The 15,290-nt window shown below is 65.3% G+C and carries 12 protein-coding genes; 5 read left to right on the forward strand and 7 right to left on the reverse strand.

Annotated features, from left to right (window positions below):
* Positions 1 to 117 precede the first annotated feature (117 nt).
* The 3 genes from FJZ36_13465 to FJZ36_13475 form a co-directional block, all read right to left on the reverse strand.
* Positions 118 to 1,428: a hypothetical protein gene (locus tag FJZ36_13465; GenBank protein MBM3215914.1), complete on the reverse strand. Its 1,311-nt coding sequence runs from the start codon at positions 1,426 to 1,428 to the stop codon at positions 118 to 120.
* A 120-nt stretch (positions 1,429 to 1,548) separates the two neighbouring features.
* The gene (locus tag FJZ36_13470) at positions 1,549 to 2,001 is read right to left on the reverse strand and encodes a cytochrome c (GenBank protein ID MBM3215915.1); all 453 of its coding nucleotides are present in this window, start codon (positions 1,999 to 2,001) and stop codon (positions 1,549 to 1,551) included.
* Positions 2,002 to 2,239: 238 nt separating this feature from the next.
* Positions 2,240 to 3,076 carry a helix-turn-helix transcriptional regulator gene (locus FJZ36_13475; protein MBM3215916.1) on the reverse strand — a complete coding sequence of 279 codons (837 nt, stop codon included), beginning with the start codon at positions 3,074 to 3,076 and terminating at the stop codon, positions 2,240 to 2,242.
* 301 nt (positions 3,077 to 3,377) lie between these two features.
* On the opposite strand from FJZ36_13475, the gene FJZ36_13480 reads away from it, so the two are divergent.
* Positions 3,378 to 4,163 (forward strand): isoprenyl transferase, encoded by a 786-nt coding sequence (locus tag FJZ36_13480; protein MBM3215917.1) that lies wholly within the window; start codon positions 3,378 to 3,380, stop codon positions 4,161 to 4,163.
* 80 nt (positions 4,164 to 4,243) lie between these two features.
* On the opposite strand, the gene FJZ36_13485 is transcribed toward FJZ36_13480, so the two are convergent.
* On the reverse strand, positions 4,244 to 4,768 hold the full coding sequence (locus tag FJZ36_13485) for a transcriptional repressor (GenBank protein MBM3215918.1): 525 nt from the start codon (positions 4,766 to 4,768) through the stop codon (positions 4,244 to 4,246).
* A gap of 67 nt (positions 4,769 to 4,835) precedes the next feature.
* On the opposite strand from FJZ36_13485, the gene FJZ36_13490 reads away from it, so the two are divergent.
* Positions 4,836 to 8,180, forward strand: coding sequence for a hypothetical protein (locus FJZ36_13490; GenBank protein MBM3215919.1), 3,345 nt, complete (start codon positions 4,836 to 4,838; stop codon positions 8,178 to 8,180).
* Here the strand turns inward: FJZ36_13490 and hisA are convergent.
* The gene (hisA, locus tag FJZ36_13495) at positions 8,177 to 8,902 is read right to left on the reverse strand and encodes a 1-(5-phosphoribosyl)-5-[(5-phosphoribosylamino)methylideneamino]imidazole-4-carboxamide isomerase (protein ID MBM3215920.1); all 726 of its coding nucleotides are present in this window, start codon (positions 8,900 to 8,902) and stop codon (positions 8,177 to 8,179) included. The two genes, FJZ36_13490 and hisA, sit on opposite strands and share 4 nt — an antisense overlap.
* Positions 8,903 to 8,957: 55 nt before the next feature.
* Between hisA and FJZ36_13500 the strand changes: the two genes are divergently transcribed.
* From FJZ36_13500 to FJZ36_13510, 3 genes are all read left to right on the forward strand, one after another.
* On the forward strand, positions 8,958 to 9,767 hold the full coding sequence (locus tag FJZ36_13500; protein ID MBM3215921.1) for a gamma-glutamyl-gamma-aminobutyrate hydrolase family protein: 810 nt from the start codon (positions 8,958 to 8,960) through the stop codon (positions 9,765 to 9,767).
* Positions 9,768 to 9,837: 70 nt separating this feature from the next.
* Positions 9,838 to 10,818 carry an aldo/keto reductase gene (locus FJZ36_13505; GenBank protein MBM3215922.1) on the forward strand — a complete coding sequence of 327 codons (981 nt, stop codon included), beginning with the start codon at positions 9,838 to 9,840 and terminating at the stop codon, positions 10,816 to 10,818.
* Positions 10,819 to 10,827: 9 nt separating this feature from the next.
* Positions 10,828 to 12,318 carry a M81 family metallopeptidase gene (locus FJZ36_13510; GenBank protein ID MBM3215923.1) on the forward strand — a complete coding sequence of 497 codons (1,491 nt, stop codon included), beginning with the start codon at positions 10,828 to 10,830 and terminating at the stop codon, positions 12,316 to 12,318.
* Here FJZ36_13510 and FJZ36_13515 read toward each other — a convergent pair.
* Both FJZ36_13515 and FJZ36_13520 read right to left on the reverse strand, forming a co-directional pair.
* The gene (locus FJZ36_13515) at positions 12,315 to 13,436 is read right to left on the reverse strand and encodes an MBL fold metallo-hydrolase (protein MBM3215924.1); all 1,122 of its coding nucleotides are present in this window, start codon (positions 13,434 to 13,436) and stop codon (positions 12,315 to 12,317) included. The genes FJZ36_13510 and FJZ36_13515 overlap by 4 nt on opposite strands.
* Complete coding sequence (locus FJZ36_13520; GenBank protein ID MBM3215925.1) at positions 13,175 to 15,124, reverse strand: hypothetical protein; 1,950 nt, start codon at positions 15,122 to 15,124, stop codon at positions 13,175 to 13,177. Before FJZ36_13520 ends, FJZ36_13515 begins: the two co-directional genes overlap by 262 nt.
* Positions 15,125 to 15,290 lie beyond the last annotated feature (166 nt).

The following is a 15,290-nucleotide window of genomic DNA, read 5'->3' on the forward strand; positions in this document are numbered from 1 at the left end:
AGAGCGTCGAACGGAGCGCGCAGTGACGCGCGATCAGGCGTAATGACCAGCTAATACTAGCATACGCGCGAATCGCCCGGCAAAACGGCGGCGCTGACGGCTCTGGAGCTCGACGACTCAGAACATCCGCGCCCAACGGATGTGTGCCTCTGGGGACCGATTGTCAAGTGCCTGGGAGAGATTGATTCGGAAGCCATCGCCGAGTCGGAACCCGACACCCACTCCGGCGGGCGGCGTCTCGTCGCCCAGATCGCTGGCAATGTCCGCCGTCTGTCCTACGTCCACGTACACGACGAAGGGACCTCGCAGCACTTCGACGTTCGCGAGCATGACGTGCCTGCCGACGAACTCGCCGATGTCGTAGCCCCGTACCGACGCGGGACCGCCGATCCAGAACCGTCGCTGGATGGGTGGCTCGCCGTCGGTCGTTCCCACCAATAGGCGCGCCCGGACGCCGTATCTGCCCGCCTGCCATCGAGCCGTCGTCTGCGCGCGCGCCCGGGTGAACGCGAAGTAGGCGGAACCGGAGTCGGGAGCGTGCTCCGCCTCCGCGTCGATGGCGTACCGTGAGTCTGACGACTGTGACCGAATGCGCACGACGATGCTTCTGAGATCGCCTTCGGTCGCAGCGGGGTTGGTTCGAGCCGTTCCGCGTGGAGCGAACAGGCTCCAATCCAGTTCGGCAGACAGTGAATCGTGCTGTTCATCGACCAGGGCGAGTTCGAGCACGCGGGACTCGTGTTCGTTCGCCCACCGCACACTCGCCTCCGCGCCGGTCCGCAGATAGTAGTCTCGCAACTCCCCGTTGTAGAGCAGCGCCATGACGAACTGCTCCGAGTCCTCCGGCTGCGCCAGCGCGTCGAACACGGCGATACCACGATACCCTCTACCGCCTATCCGCAGACCGTGGTCGCGGAACCATCCGGCGGATACCCACGCGCCGCCCTCTGCCGACGTGAAACCGCCCGACAGAGCGCGGCTGATGCCCACGAACAGCCTGCCGCGTGGCGGCGTCCGCAGGTTCGGATGCTTCCACACCTCGGCGCGCACACCGAAGTCGAAGCCAGAAACTCGGTTCAGGGCGAACGTCGGTGACGCGTGTCCATGCGTGCCGAAGGGACCACTGCCGTGGACGCCCTCAATGACGCGAACGGTGGCGATCCGGCTGCCACCCTCCACGGAGACACGCCAGTCAACCACGGAGAAGTAGGGGAGCACGCCGCGCATCGTCTTGACGGCGTTCTCAAAGTCGTCCGGTCCGAGGTCGAGGGCGGCGAGCACCTCATGCGTTCCGATCTCGCGGTTGCCTTGAACACGGATATCGTCGATCGGCAAGCCGTCGCGTGTCTTGAAGCGTGTCGATGCAGACGAACTGGCTGCGATCAGGAGCGCCATCGCGCCGACCGCCACGAGCGCTCGCCGCCACATCGTCAGTCCTCCTCGCTGGGTGCTTGGCGGACACTGTGATCTAACGAATCGCAGGCGGATGCGGTTTGCGCGGTCGGGTCCGGCGGCATCGTCGGACGCGCCGGACCCGTGATCGGATGGCTACTGCGCGGGAGGCGCAGCTCCGGCAGGCATCTGGGGCACGAACAGGAAGTAGGGCGTTGTCGGTTCCACGTCGGGGGGAACGTACTCTGGCGTCTGCTCGCCGACGGGCGTCAGCGTCTTGATGTACGCATAGACGGCGCGCAAATCGGCGTCGCTCATCGCGTGGAGGCTGGGCCACGGCATGGGCGGCTTCGTGTTTCTCGACTTCAGCTCTGCGACGAACTCGTCAGCAGTCACTTCGGAGACCTTTATGCGCAGGTTCCTGGGGTACGTCGTGCCCCACGGACCGCGGAACCCCAGCGGCATGCCGATCAGCCACTGATCCTCGGGGACGGCTTCGCCGTTCTCGAGGAACCCTGGCGTGTGGCAGTCGTTGCAGCCGGCGATCCGAACGATGTACCGACCGGCGGCGACCTCATCTGACGCCATCACGTGCGGCTCCGTCGACATCGGGGCAGCCGCCTTTTTCTCCTGAGCACAGCCCACAACGACGGCAAACGCCGCCACCGGCACAGCGATCCGCAGCCAACGCATGACACATACCTCCGGTTCGATCAACGGGCTGCGTCTCAGATCCATTTCTGTGACGTCGAGCCCGTTCGCCTCACATGCGCGGAACGTTGCCACATCAGGGCGGCACGCGCAAGCTGCGCCTGCGGTCGCCGCGCGAACCGGTTCCGCCATAACGTTAGGGAACGTTGGGATCCAGATATGACAGCAGACGCGCCCAGAAAACGGGAGCCCCCGGATCGTCGATCGTACGCTTCAGCGCGAGAAGTCTCTGGTGGACGGTCTCCTGAGTTCGATGGCGGCTTTTCTCAAGGATCTTGTGGGCAAGACCGGCACACTGGTCGATGCGTTCCACCGACAGCACGTGACGTAGATGCCCGATGCCGTCCAAATACAACCTCTGAGGTTCAACCGCGTCGAGAAAGGCGTTCACGGCGTCGACGCGATCGCGGTCATTGCGCACGGCGATGGACGCGATGCGTGTCATCAAGTCGCCATGCGACGGGATGATTCGGCGAAGGGCTCGCGCCATTTGGATGCCTTCATCGACCGACATCCGCTCCCAGAGCAGCACCCATGCGCCGATGAATGCGAACGCGGACAGGGCGCGGCTCTCGAGAACCTCCATGAGGTCGGTGACGATGCGCTCTGCCTCCGGTTCGGGTTCCACGTCCTCGATCAGGGCTTCCAGGCGCGACGTGTCCTTGACGGGGTAGCGCTCCTCGCCCCCTAGCAAAAGGGATGAGATGCGCAACGCGAAGTCGTCGTTCTTCAGGAAGGCAGATTGGAAGTCGGGTCGGCTTGCGCTGTTACCGTAGAACTCCGAGACATCGACCGTCAGGACATCGGCAAGCCGCTGCAACTCATCGGCGCGCAGCATCAGCTTCCCAGCCAGGAACCGATGCAGCTTGGTCCGTTCGATGTCGGCTTCACGAGCCACGGCAGACTGCGTGCGTCCTGTCAGCAGGCGCTTGGCATTCGCGACGATGATGTCGGCAGAAGCATCCAGTCTCACGGTTGTGACAACCCTCTCAGAACCGGCCGCTGCCAAAACTCTACCCCAGTCTGTGCAATAGTGCAACTATGATTGCCCGGGGTCCAACACATGCGCGCGTAGAATGTCCTTTACATCGTAAATGCCGTGTGTTATGCTTCCGAAGTGGCGGACGCGACATGGTGTGCAAATAAGCACAACACAATCTGAGGACACTCGGATGTACCCCGCGGCGGCACCGGGTCACGATGGCACCAAGCCTCCTGTGCGCTCCGAGCCGTTCGTCGTGTCCGCTCCGATCATGGCTCCCACTCAAGAAGGCATGGGCGGAGGCGTCGACCTCTCATCTTTGAGCGAGTCGGGGCTCGAAGCGCTCGTCGACTTCAGTCGCATGCCCCGTCACATCGGCATCGTCATGGACGGCAACGGTCGGTGGGCTCAAGAGCGCGGGCTGCCTCGCGTCGATGGGCACCGCGCCGCTGTCAAGTCGGTCTGGGAGATCGTGGACGCCTGCGGGCGCATGCAGCTCGACGCGCTCACGCTCTACGCGTTCTCCACCGAGAACTGGAAGCGTCCTCCCAGCGAGGTGCGGGCGCTGATGCACTTGCTCCGCCAGCAACTTCGCCTGGAAACCCCGCGACTCCGCCGCAATAACGTGACACTACGGGGGATCGGCGATACGAGCAGGCTGCCCATGCTGGCTCGTTGGGAGTTGGCGCGGTCCGAACGCCGACTGCGGGGCAACACGGGGCTCGTGCTGAATCTGGCTCTGAGCTACGGCGGTCGGCAGGAGATCCTCCAGGCTGTGAAGTCGGTTCTCGCAGACATTCGCCGAGGTGTCATCGCCGAGGACGATCTGACCGAGGAACGGTTCCGTCTCTACCTAGAGACGGGAGTCCTGCCGGATCCTGACCTCATCATCCGCACGAGCGGAGAACAGAGGCTAAGCAACTTCCTTCTGTGGCAGGGAGCCTACGCCGAGTTGGTCTTCACGCCGACGATGTGGCCCGACTTCCGCCGACGCGACCTCCTTGAGGCGATCGTCGTGTTTCAGCGGCGCGACCGGCGGTTTGGCGCGGTCAAACCACGTACGAACCTTCCGACCTGACGCCCCCATCACAGTGCGAGCGCCTGCCGCACTCGACTCGCTGCGAGTTTTTCTGGCTCTGGATTGGGTCGGCGGCGGGGTTAGCCGGCTGTCAGGCTTTCGCAGTCCGCGCAGGTCCCGTAGATCTCCACGCGGCGACGTGACGCTCGAAACCGGTGGTGCTCGTAAACGCTCGCTAGCGCGGTCTCCAAGCCGGGGCTGGTGAACTCGATCACTTTGCCGCATTGCCCGCAGATCAGGTGCTCGTGCCGCTTGGGTCCCATGGTGTGCTCGTAGTAGGTCTGCTTCTCGCCGGTCAGATAGGACTGCCGGAGCAGACCCGCCTCGAGCAGAAGCGGGAGGGTTCGATAGATCGTCGCCTTGGACACCGACTTTCCCTGGCTGCGAAGACGAATCAGCAGGTCCTCAGCCTCGAAATGGGCGTCCGTCGAGAAGATCTCGCGCAGAATGTCCAGGCGCTCCTGGGTCACCTTCATGCCCTTCGTACGCAGGAAGGCGATGAACTGAACCAGTTCGCCGGGCAAGGTGCTGTCGGTCTTGTCGGGCACGGAGTGAGCCTTTCGAGGGCTGCGCGGCTCGACACGGGACAGGCTCAGGCATACCATACCGAGTAGAACCGGTCAAGACGAGGACGTGCGCGAATCCCTCCCGATGGCGAGGTGGCGTTCCCCCATGCCGTGGCGGACGATAGCGAAACGGGCAGTGGTCGCCATTGCCTGCCTCACGCGACTGCCCTTCGCCGCCACCGCGCAACCCACCGAAGGCTCAACGATCTCTGGGTTCCGACACGAGGAGACGTTGACTGCCATCACCGAACTCGAGTTCCACGCGTTCGAGCGGTCGTTCGTCGTCGGCGACAGCATCGAGGTCGTGGCGGACGAGGTGGTGCTTCCCGCCGGCATCGCGTACCGATTCGACGCGCTGCGGAACCGGATACGCTTCACACCCCCGCTGCACATCGGCACGGTCGTCGAGGTCTCCTACGAAAGCCTCGCGCTCGGGATCGATCCACGCTCTTCCCTCGACTTGTTCGCCGTCGACCCAGCCCTGACTCGGCTCCGAGTGCCGGCACGAGTGCCCGAGCCCGGATTCGGAGCGGCGCAGCCGCAGGCGGGCGTGCTCGACGTCAGCGGATCCAAGACCTTCGCCATCAGCGCCGGCAGCAATCGGTCATTCGCTCCGGATCAGAGTCTTCGGCTCAACGTCGACGGCGAGATCGTTCCGGGCATCTCCGTTTCAGCCGCGTTGACCGATCAGCAACTCCCGATACAGCCGGAGGGAACGACGGAAGAGCTCGACCGGCTCGACGACGTGCTGATCCGCGTCACGGCAGAGCGATTCGCCGTATCGCTGGGCGACGACGAGGTCCACCTCGCCGACACCGACCTGATCCTCGCGCCGATGCGGGTTCAGGGCGTACAGGTCCGGGGTAATGGCGGACCTGGGGAAGGTCAGCTCGTCGCCGCGCTGCCTCGCGGCAAGTCCGACAGCGTGACCATCGTGGGAACCGAAGGACAGAACTCGTACCGCGTATCGCCGCGCGGTCGGTTCGTCGTCATGGTCGCCGGCTCCGAGCAGGTCTGGCTGAACGGCACCCCGATGGTCCGCGGAGCGTCGAACGACTACGTGATCCGGGACTACGGCGACCCCGTCGTCGAGTTCACGCTCAAGAGGCTCATCACGCGCAACGACATCATTCGCATCGACTACGAGTACCGCGACGACTTGGAGGGCTGGCAGCGGAACCTCTACGCCGGACGCGCCGGGCTGAGCTCCCCGGATGGCAAGAACCGTCTTGGGTTCGCCTACGCCACCGAGTCAGACGACCAGCGTCGTCCGTTGGGTGTGCTCACGGACTCCGATTGGCAGCGGCTGCGGGAAGGCGAGACCACGTCTGAGGATGGGCGATCGCTCACAGCGCCGATTCGGAGGCGCGTCGTCGGCTTCGATTCATCCGTGTCGTTGGGCGAACGGACATCCGTGCGCGCGGACTGGGCTCACCACCAGGCAGACCGGAACACGCTCCATGAGGGTGACGACGGCAGAGGGGGCGTCGCATGGCGCGTCGGGGCTCAGAGCCGGCTGAACCGGCTCTCATTCGACGCGACGGCGGAGCGGAGTCAGGCGTCCTTCCAGACGGTCGGTACGTCCGGTTCCTTGCGCTCGTCGTATGCGGCACGCGCGTCTGAGGAGTCGTACGGTGACGCGCTGCTCGGCGTCGGACTCGCGCGCGCCGTCGGGATTTCGCCTCAGACGCAGGAGCGCTATGCGGCATCGGCGGAATGGACGCCAGCGCGAGGGATGGGCGCCAAGGCATCGGGTTCCTGGTCCGAGGATGACCACGCTGGCGACGACCCGGACGAACGCGCCCTGAACTGGAGTGGGCAACTGCGAATGGATCGCCCGTCGTTGCCGAAAGCCATCTACACACGACGAAGGTCGTTGGTCGAGAGAGGCGTCGATGACGACTTCACGAAGGATGAAACCACATGGGCGTTCGAGGATCGCATCGGTCCGCTTCAAGCGACCTACACGCGCGAGCGCTTCGCTGCGGCGGACGACACCGTCTCCGACGGTGCGAACCGCAACCTGCGCAGGTCGCGCGACGCCTACCGTCTCGCCGGCGTGTCATCGACGCGGGCGACTGCATCGGCGCGATGGGAGAATGAGCGAACGGAGGGGCGCGATCCCATCCTCGCCGAGCAGGATGTCGTGATCGGGTTCGGAGACTGGCGCACGACGAGCGAAGCTCAGACTCTAGGCATCGATTCGAGCGTTCGACCTAACGACTGGCTGGACTTCATCGGCACGCTGGCTCGTCGCACATTCCGGCAGCTCGGTTCCGATGGTTCCGACCTGAACGCGATCCTCGCCGACCTCCAGGCGAGTGCAACGCCATGGCGTCGCGCCGTCGACGTGAGCGCGCGGATGCGGCTGGACCGACGGCTCTCCAGCCGCCGCGAAGAGGTCTACACGAACGTCATCCTCGACGATGGCGTTCCCGTGCGGATCCAGCCCGGACAGGGGATGTACGTCCGCATCGACGACTACCACTACGACGAGGACCCGGAGCGGGGCGACTACATTCGGATCGTCCGCACGGTCGGCGATACGCCCGTCACGACGGGCGAAGGGCAGATTCGCGTTCGGCTCGATCCGGGCTCCGCTACGCTGGGTAGGAGGAAGGCAGAAGGCACGACGGCGTCCACGCCTCGCGCGTTGTCGGCGCTCGCCGGGGTCTCGTTCGACTCCACGTTGGACATGTCCGAAGAGCACGAGAACGCTTCGGCGCTCGACATCGTGCCGTGGCATGACATGAACCGCGCGAGCACGGTCTACGGTGTCCGTCGCCATGACGTGCGAGTCCGATGGGCTCCCGCGCCCGCGTTCTCCGCCGATGCCGAGAGGAGGCTGAACCGGACGGTGAATCGCCGTCTGAACAGCGAAGATCGATCCATTCGGACCGAGTCGATGCGCTATCGGCTGCGGGCGGCTCCATGGCGGCGACTCACGTTCGAGGGCACTACGGATCGGATGCTGTCAACCGAGCGGATCGAGCACGTTGACGCCGAAGACTTAGTCAACTCGCGGCTCGTGTCGGACCTGTGGCGAGACGAACGCGAGCACGCCATCACGACGCGATTCAGTCTGACGCCCGCGTGGTTCGTCGGCATCCGGGGCGCGCTGGAGACCGAGAAGGCGCTGGAATCCGCAGGCGAGACAGAAGCCGCCGAGACTCGCACACGCGCAGCCGAGGCGCTGCTGAACTGGCTGCTACCGTCCAAAGGGCGTGCCGAGGCGACCTTCCGGCTAGCCCACGGATCGAGCGTCGGCGCTCAACTCCCGTTGACGCGCTATCGGTTCTACGATGGTTTGAGCCAAGAGATTCGGCTGAGGGCGGACTATCGCGCGCAGAGCTTCACCGACCTGACCTTCCGGCTCAACTACCACATGATCTCGGCGCGCCGCCAACCGACGGAGCACCGGCTCGACCTGGAGCTCGTGGCGGAACTCTAGCCCCGCGCCACGGCGATGGCTTCGCTCAGCGACAGCTTGCCGTCGTAGAGCGCGCGACCGACGATCGCGCCCTCAACGCCGACCTCGCTCAGGGCTCGTAGCGCTCGGATGTCCTCCAGGGAGGACACGCCGCCGGACGCGATGATGGGAACCGGGACCGCTCTCGCGAGCTGCTCCGTCGCCGCCAGGTTGGGGCCCTGCAACATGCCGTCCGTGGCGATGTCCGTGTAGATGATTGCGCAGACGCCATCGTCTGCGACACGCGCCGCCAGATCGGCGGCGAGCGTACCCGTGACGTTTCCCCAGCCTCTGGTCGCAACGTAGCCGTCGCGCGCGTCGATTCCGACGGCGATGGCTCCCGGGAACTCGCGGCAGGCGTGACGGACGAAATTCGGGTCTTCGAGCGCTCGCGTCCCGACGATCACCCGACGCACGCCCCTGTCCAGCGCCGCGCGAATCCGCTCCAGCTCTCGCATCCCGCCGCCTAGTTGCACGGGAACCGAGACGGCATCTACAATCGCCGTGATCGCGGCGGCGTTCTGCGGGCTCCCGGAAAACGCGCCGTCCAGGTCGACGACGTGGATCCATTCCGCCCCCTGCTGAACCCAGTGCCTAGCCTGCGCGGCGGGATCGTCGGAGAACACGGTCTCCTGGTTCGGGTCGCCCTGCCGCAGCCGCACGCAACGACCCCCTTTGAGGTCGATCGCCGGATAGATTCGCATCGTTCGGGTATCTCCTCGCTCACGGGCTTCATCCGTCGCGCAGCGTGAGGTGGCAATGTCCACTCGCACACCCATCATCGGCATCACCGCTCGTTTCGAGCACGCCGGATCCGCTGGAGATCCTCGACGCATGGAAGGCGTGCACTCGATCTCGGAAACGTATGTTCGAGCCATCCGTGTCGCAGGAGGGATGCCTATCCTGCTACCGCCGACCTTCGACGGACCCACCCGCGACGGCTACATCGCCCTCGTCGATGGGCTCCTCCTGTCGGGCGGCGGCGATGTCGCGCCAGCCCACTTCGGAGAAGACCCGGTTCCTGGGCTGCGTGACGTCGATCCGTTGCGGGACGATTTCGAGCTACGCCTCTGCCGCGCCGCACTCGAAGCCGACAAGCCGGTGCTGGCGATCTGCCGAGGAGCCCAAGTGCTCAACGTCGCATCGGGCGGCGGCATGGTGCAGGATATTGCCACGAGCGTGCCGGGAGCCCTTCAGCACACGCAGCGCGCTCCCGGTTGGCACGCGTCGCACGCCGTCGATCTGGACCCAACGAGCCGCCTCGCGTCCATTGCCGGCAGCGACCGCATCTTCGTCAACTCGTTCCATCACCAGAGCGCCAGCGATGTCGTGGAGCCGTTCCGCGCCGTCGCCAAGACATCCGACGGCGTGATCGAAGCCATCGAGTCCACGCGGCATCGGTTCGCCATGGGGGTTCAGTGGCATCCGGAGCACGTCGCCGACCACGACCCGGTCGCCATGGCGCTGTTCGAACGATTCGTCGAGGAAGCCGGAGCGACGCGTAGGCGGCTCCCGTCGGGACAGGACCGCCCGCCACTTCCCGCTGCGGCAGACGATCCAAGCGCCTGAGACGACGGAATGATGTCTGGTCGACGCCCCCGAATCAACCCGACGGGCGCACGGTAGGAGGACGATGGACATGGACTATGTGTCGTTTGGGAAGAACGGCGTCAAGGTCTCTCGCGCGTGTCTCGGAACGATGACGTTCGGGAGGCAGGCGGACGAGGCGATGTCTCGCGAGATCGTCGGCGCGTGCCTCGACGCGGGCGTCAACTTCTTCGACACGGCGAACGCCTACAACGCAGGCGTCTCGGAGGAGATCCTGGGCAGGTGCTTGGAGGGCATCCGGGACGACGTCATCATCTCGACCAAGGTCTTCGGACAGGTCGGCACGGGACCCAACGACCGAGGTCTATCCCGACGCCATATCCTCGCCGCGGTCGAGGACTCGCTCAGGCGGCTGGGAACCGACTACATCGACATCTACCTGCTCCATTCGCCGGACTACTCGACACCCCTCGAGGAGACACTCTCCGCGATGGACGCGTTGGTTCGGTCGGGGAAGGTTCGGTACATCGGCTGCTCGAACTACGCGTCGTGGCAGTTGACCCAGGCGCTGTGGATCGCGGATCGGAGAGACCTGATCCCGTTGACGGTGACGCAGCCCATGTACAACCTGCTGGCTCGCGGCATCGAGCAGGAGCTGTTGCCGGCGTGCGCTGAGTTCGGAATCGGCGTCATGGTCTACAATCCCCTCGCCGGGGGCATGCTGACCGGCAAGTATCGGGCGCTCGATATCCAGCCGGGCGCGCGGTTCGACGTCTACGAGTTCTACAGAGACCGCTACTGGTATGAGACGAACATCGAGGCGGTGCACTCGCTGGAGCGGATCGCGGCTCAGGTCGGCAACAGCCTGACGCATTTCAGCGTCCGCTGGTGCCTGAATCATCCCGCCGTGCAGGTCGCGATCCTGGGAGCGAGCTCCGCCGACCAGGTCCGCGACACGCTCGGAGCATTCGACGACACGGTCGACGGACACGCGCTCCCCAAGGACATCCTCGACGCGTGCGACGCGGTGTGGATGAAGTCGCGGGTTGTCGCGCCGAAATACAACAGATAGGCACTGCGCGTGCGCGTTGTCACGGCTCAGATAGGGCACGAGACCAACACGTTCTCGGTGACGCCGACTCGGCTGGAGAACTTCCGGCAAGGCAGCACGAACGGCTGCTTCGTGGGCGGAGAAGCCATTGTCGCGGCGTGCCGGAACACCCGGACGATCCACGGCGGGTTCGTGAAGGCTGCCGAGACGGCTGGCGCCGAGATCGTGCCGTTGCTCAGCACGTTTGCCACGCCGTCCGGCACGGTGGAGGAGAGCGCCTACGAGCAGCTCCGGTCGATGCTGTTGACCCGCCTGGAAGCGGCGCGACCGTTCGACGCCGTCGCCCTCGATCTTCACGGCGCGATGGTGACGGACCGGCACGAGGACGCCGAAGGGGACCTGATCGCCGCCGTGCGCGAGGCAGTCGGCAGCTCGATGCCGATCATCGTCACGCTGGACCTGCACGCGAACGCCACCCGTGCGATGGCGGACGTCGCCGACGCCATCATCGGGTTCGACGAATACCCGCACACAGACATGCTCGAGCGAGGCGTCGAGGCGATGAACCTGGCGATCCGCGCCGCCCGTCGAAACATCGCCCCGACGATGGCATATTGTCAACTGCCGCTGCTCACCATGCCGCCGATGCAGTGCACGCTGCGGGAACCGATGCGCAGCCTCCTCGACCTGGTTCATGACATCGAGGAACGCGACACGGTGCTCAACGCCACGTTGGCGATGGGGTTCCCATTCGCGGACATCCGCGATGCGGGGGTCGCGGTGCTTGTGACGACCGACGGCGATCAGGCGCTGGCGGATGGGCTTGCGCAGGAACTCGCGAGAGAGGTCTGGCGCGCGCGCGACGCGTTCATGCCGACTCTGACGCCCGTCGGGGAGGCAATCGACTTCGCACGAACCGCGCCGGGACCGGTCGTCTTCGCCGACGGTTCGGACAACCCCGGCGGCGGCGGGCCCTGCGACGGGACCGTTGTCCTGAGCGAGCTGATCGCGTCCGGTCTCGACGGGGCAGTCGTCGCGGTGATCGCGGACCCGGAGTCGATGGATGCCGCCATCGCGGCTGGCGTCGGTAATCACGTCGATCTGACGCTCGGGGGCAAGACCGACGACCGACACGGACCTCCCCTGAAGGTCCGCGCCTACGTTCGCGTTCTCTCAGACGGCGGGTTCGCGCTGAAGGGAGCCATGGGAGCCGGCGCTCGCGCGTCGATGGGGAAGGCAGCCGTTATCGTCGTGGCGGGCGTCGAGATCGTCGTGACTCAGCGGCGGATTCAGCCGTTCGACGCGGAACTGCTGCGCAGCGTCGGGATCGAACCGAGGGACCGTCGGTTCATCGCGCTCAAGTCCGCCGTGCATTTCCGCAGCACGTACCAGGAGTTCGCGCACGCCATCTTCGACGCCGACACGCCAGGCGTGCATCGCCCCGACTTCCAGGCGTACGACTACAAGAAGCTGCGGCGTCCGATCTACCCGCTGGACGACGTGGCGTTCGACCCGCGCTAGAAGAACGGGTTGTGCGCCTTCTCCTCGCCAACGGTCGTCGACGGACCGTGTCCGGGATAGATGCGCGTGTCGTCGCTCAGCGTGAACAGGCGCGTGCGGACGGATTCGCGGATGGCATCGTAGGAGAAGTTGGCTCTGCCCAACGAGCCGGCGAACAGGACATCTCCGCTGATCGCGACTTTCCCCGACACGTACGTCACGCAGTCCGGCGTGTGCCCGGGCGTGCGCCGGAGCTCGATGGAAACGTCGCCTACGGAATACGTCTCGCCGTCACCGATCCGCTCCATGCTCTGAACACCCGATGGAATCGGCAGCGTGGGTCCCATCACGACGGGGATTCCCGCGCGTTCCTGGACCATCGCCACGTCTTCGACGTGATCGCCGTGACCATGTGTCAGCAGAACCGCCTGCAACGCCAAGCCGCGCTGCTGAGCCTCGCGCAGAACCTGTTCGCCGTCGGCGGCGGTGTCGATGGCAACCGCTTGCTTGGTCCGTCGGCACGCCAGGAGGTAGCTGAACACGGGGTACCCGCCGACATAGTTCAGCAGGCGAACGACCTGGCTCTGGGCGTCGCCATCCATCGGCTCGTCTTCGGGTCGCCAGGACCCGTTGACAACCGCAGCGAGTCGGTCGGCGTTCAAGCCGAGAGCGGTGGCAATCCCGGCGACCTCGCGGTCTGAAGGCTGCCGCTCATAGCCTTCCAGGGATCGGAGCGCGCCCTCGGCAACGCCCGCCGACAGGGCGACGTGCGCCGTGCTCCGCTTCAGCCCGAACCGCGCCTTCGCGATGATGTCGCCGAACTCGTCTTCGAGTGGGATTCGCTCCGCCAATCTGGACTCCTCGGTATCGCGTCCGTTCAGAACTGGGCAAGCACCTTCTCGTTCCGCTCGATCTTCGCGCCGTCGCGAAGCGACTGGTACCACGCCTGGAAGAGGGCGTTTTGCTTGGCGGACAGCAACCGCTGCCGCGTGTTCGCGCGCTCGGCGTCGGTCAGCGCCGTCATGTCCGCGTCCGTGCGCGACACAAGCTCCACCAAGTAGACAGCCGTGGGACCCTGGAACGGTCCGCGCACCTCGCCGACGTTCATCTGAAACGCGGCGACCATCGCAGGACGGCATGTGCCCATCGACGCCACGTAGCCGCTCTGGTTCGTGGCGAACTCACCCGACTCTCGCACTTCGGGAGCCTTTCCCGTCGTGGCATCGGGCTTCATCCGAGCCGCCAACGCGCTGAGCGGCTCGCCCTCGCGGCGCTGCCCCCACGCCTGCTTCGCCGCTTCCGACGCCATGGCGAGCGCTCGCTGCTGCTTGAGCGACGTGACGATCGACTCCTTGACCGTCTCGAAGTCCGCCGGTCCAGCGGGTTTGCGACCGGTGACGCGCAGGAGCACGTAGGCGGCGATCTCGGTTCCCCCTGCGGGCTTCACTTCGATGGGCTCCGACCACTCGCCGGTTCGCGCCCGGAACGCGCGAGTCAGGACATCGCCGTACTGCCACGACGAACCCAAGTTCGGGATCGTCGACTCGCTGCTCGACACGAAGCCTGTGCTCTGGACGGTCAGCCCGTATCCCTTGTACCGGTCCTGGGCGAGCGATTTCTCCACCCCGTCCGCGTCGATGTCGAAGAAGAGCTCGTCGGCATCTTCGCGCACCTTGTCAGACGACGAGGATGACACCAACTGGTTGCGGATCTCGGCGGAGACGAGCTCGAACGGCTTCGTCCCCTGCCGCTTCTCCTCGAGCTTGATGATGTGGAACCCGTAGACGGTCTTCACGATCCCGCTCATTTCGCCCGGCGCATTCAGCGCGAACGCCGCCTGTTCGAACGGCTCGACCATCTGACCGCGCCCGAACCAGCCGAGGTGCCCGCCACCTGCTGCGGAGCCCGGGTCCTCCGAGTACTGAGCCGCCAACGCCCCGAAGTCCGCGTCGGGCTTCTTGGCGAGAGCGACGATTTCCTCCATCCTCCGGCGCACGTCCTCCTCCTGCTCAGGAGTCGGGTTCGGCGGGAACTTGCGGAGGATGTGCTGCGCTTTGACTTCGTCCTGCTCGTACTCCGACAGGTGGCTGTCGTAGTATGCGCGGACGTCCTCGTCAGAAACCGTCGACTGCGCACGCGCGATGGCGGGATCGAGGCGCAGGAACTCGAAGTTCACCGACGCGCCTCGCCAGTAGTCGTCCTTGTGGGCGTCGTAGTGCTTGCGCGCCTCGTCATCCGAGATGGTGATCGTCGGAATCAGCGATGAAGTGGCGAACTCGATGAACTTCACCTTCGCCTTCGTGTTCCGCTCGATGAAGTCCGCCTCGATCTCGCTTGTGGTCACGATGGGCAGATGCTGAATCGACGATACGACGCCCTGGATCGCCTGGTCGTCGCCGAAGGTGTTGAGGGCTTCCGCCGCGCCGAACTGGCGGCTGTACGGCTGGAACGCCTCGTTCAGGTGCGCGTTCGTCTTGACCGCCTTCGCGAGGGAGCTCGTGTTGGTCGGAACGATCCCCGACTCACGCGCGTACCGAACCAGCAAAGAACGCTGGATCAGAGCGTTCTCGGTCTCCTGGGCGATGTCCATGTCCTGACCGTACTGCCGCAGTTCCTGGGCACGCTCCGACTGGCGCTGGTATTCGCGCTGGAACGCGCCGACGCTGATCTTCTTCCCCTCGACCTTGAGGGTCCAGTCGCCCCCGCCGGAGAAGATCGCCCCGGGCCGAACACCGGATACCACCGCGCCAAACGCGATGGCGAAGATGAACGCCATCCCGAACATGATCACGGATTTGAACAGCCGTCCGCGCAGTAACTCCATCATGGCAGCGTGCACTCCGTTCTGGACATCGGTTCTTGAACCCGCGCCAATGCTAACGCGGTGGCGATGGGCATTTCAAGCCGCGCGGACTGAGGCGCACAGAGCAGCGTCAGAGATAGATGCCTTTCTCGCCGATGTAGTCGGCGACCACACGCGGAGTGCGGAACCG

It is taken from the genome of Candidatus Poribacteria bacterium, from assembly GCA_016866785.1.
In the GTDB taxonomy this organism is placed as follows: domain Bacteria; phylum Poribacteria; class WGA-4E.

Bases quoted from the DNA above. Each gene is read 5' to 3' on its own strand.
- FJZ36_13465 (MBM3215914.1), bottom strand. From the start codon at position 1,428: ATGTGGCGGCGAGCGCTCGTGGCGGTCGGCGCGATGGCGCTCCTGATC.
- FJZ36_13470 (MBM3215915.1), bottom strand. From the start codon at position 2,001: ATGTCGACGGAGCCGCACGTGATGGCGTCAGATGAGGTCGCCGCCGGT.
- FJZ36_13480 (MBM3215917.1), top strand. From the start codon at position 3,378: ATGGGCGGAGGCGTCGACCTCTCATCTTTGAGCGAGTCGGGGCTCGAA.
- FJZ36_13485 (MBM3215918.1), bottom strand. From the start codon at position 4,768: ATGGTATGCCTGAGCCTGTCCCGTGTCGAGCCGCGCAGCCCTCGAAAG.
- FJZ36_13490 (MBM3215919.1), top strand. From the start codon at position 4,836: ATGCCGTGGCGGACGATAGCGAAACGGGCAGTGGTCGCCATTGCCTGC.
- hisA (MBM3215920.1), bottom strand. From the start codon at position 8,902: ATGCGAATCTATCCGGCGATCGACCTCAAAGGGGGTCGTTGCGTGCGG.
- FJZ36_13500 (MBM3215921.1), top strand. From the start codon at position 8,958: ATGTCCACTCGCACACCCATCATCGGCATCACCGCTCGTTTCGAGCAC.
- FJZ36_13505 (MBM3215922.1), top strand. From the start codon at position 9,838: ATGGACTATGTGTCGTTTGGGAAGAACGGCGTCAAGGTCTCTCGCGCG.
- FJZ36_13515 (MBM3215924.1), bottom strand. From the start codon at position 13,436: ATGCCGTCCTGCGATGGTCGCCGCGTTTCAGATGAACGTCGGCGAGGT.
- FJZ36_13520 (MBM3215925.1), bottom strand. From the start codon at position 15,124: ATGATGGAGTTACTGCGCGGACGGCTGTTCAAATCCGTGATCATGTTC.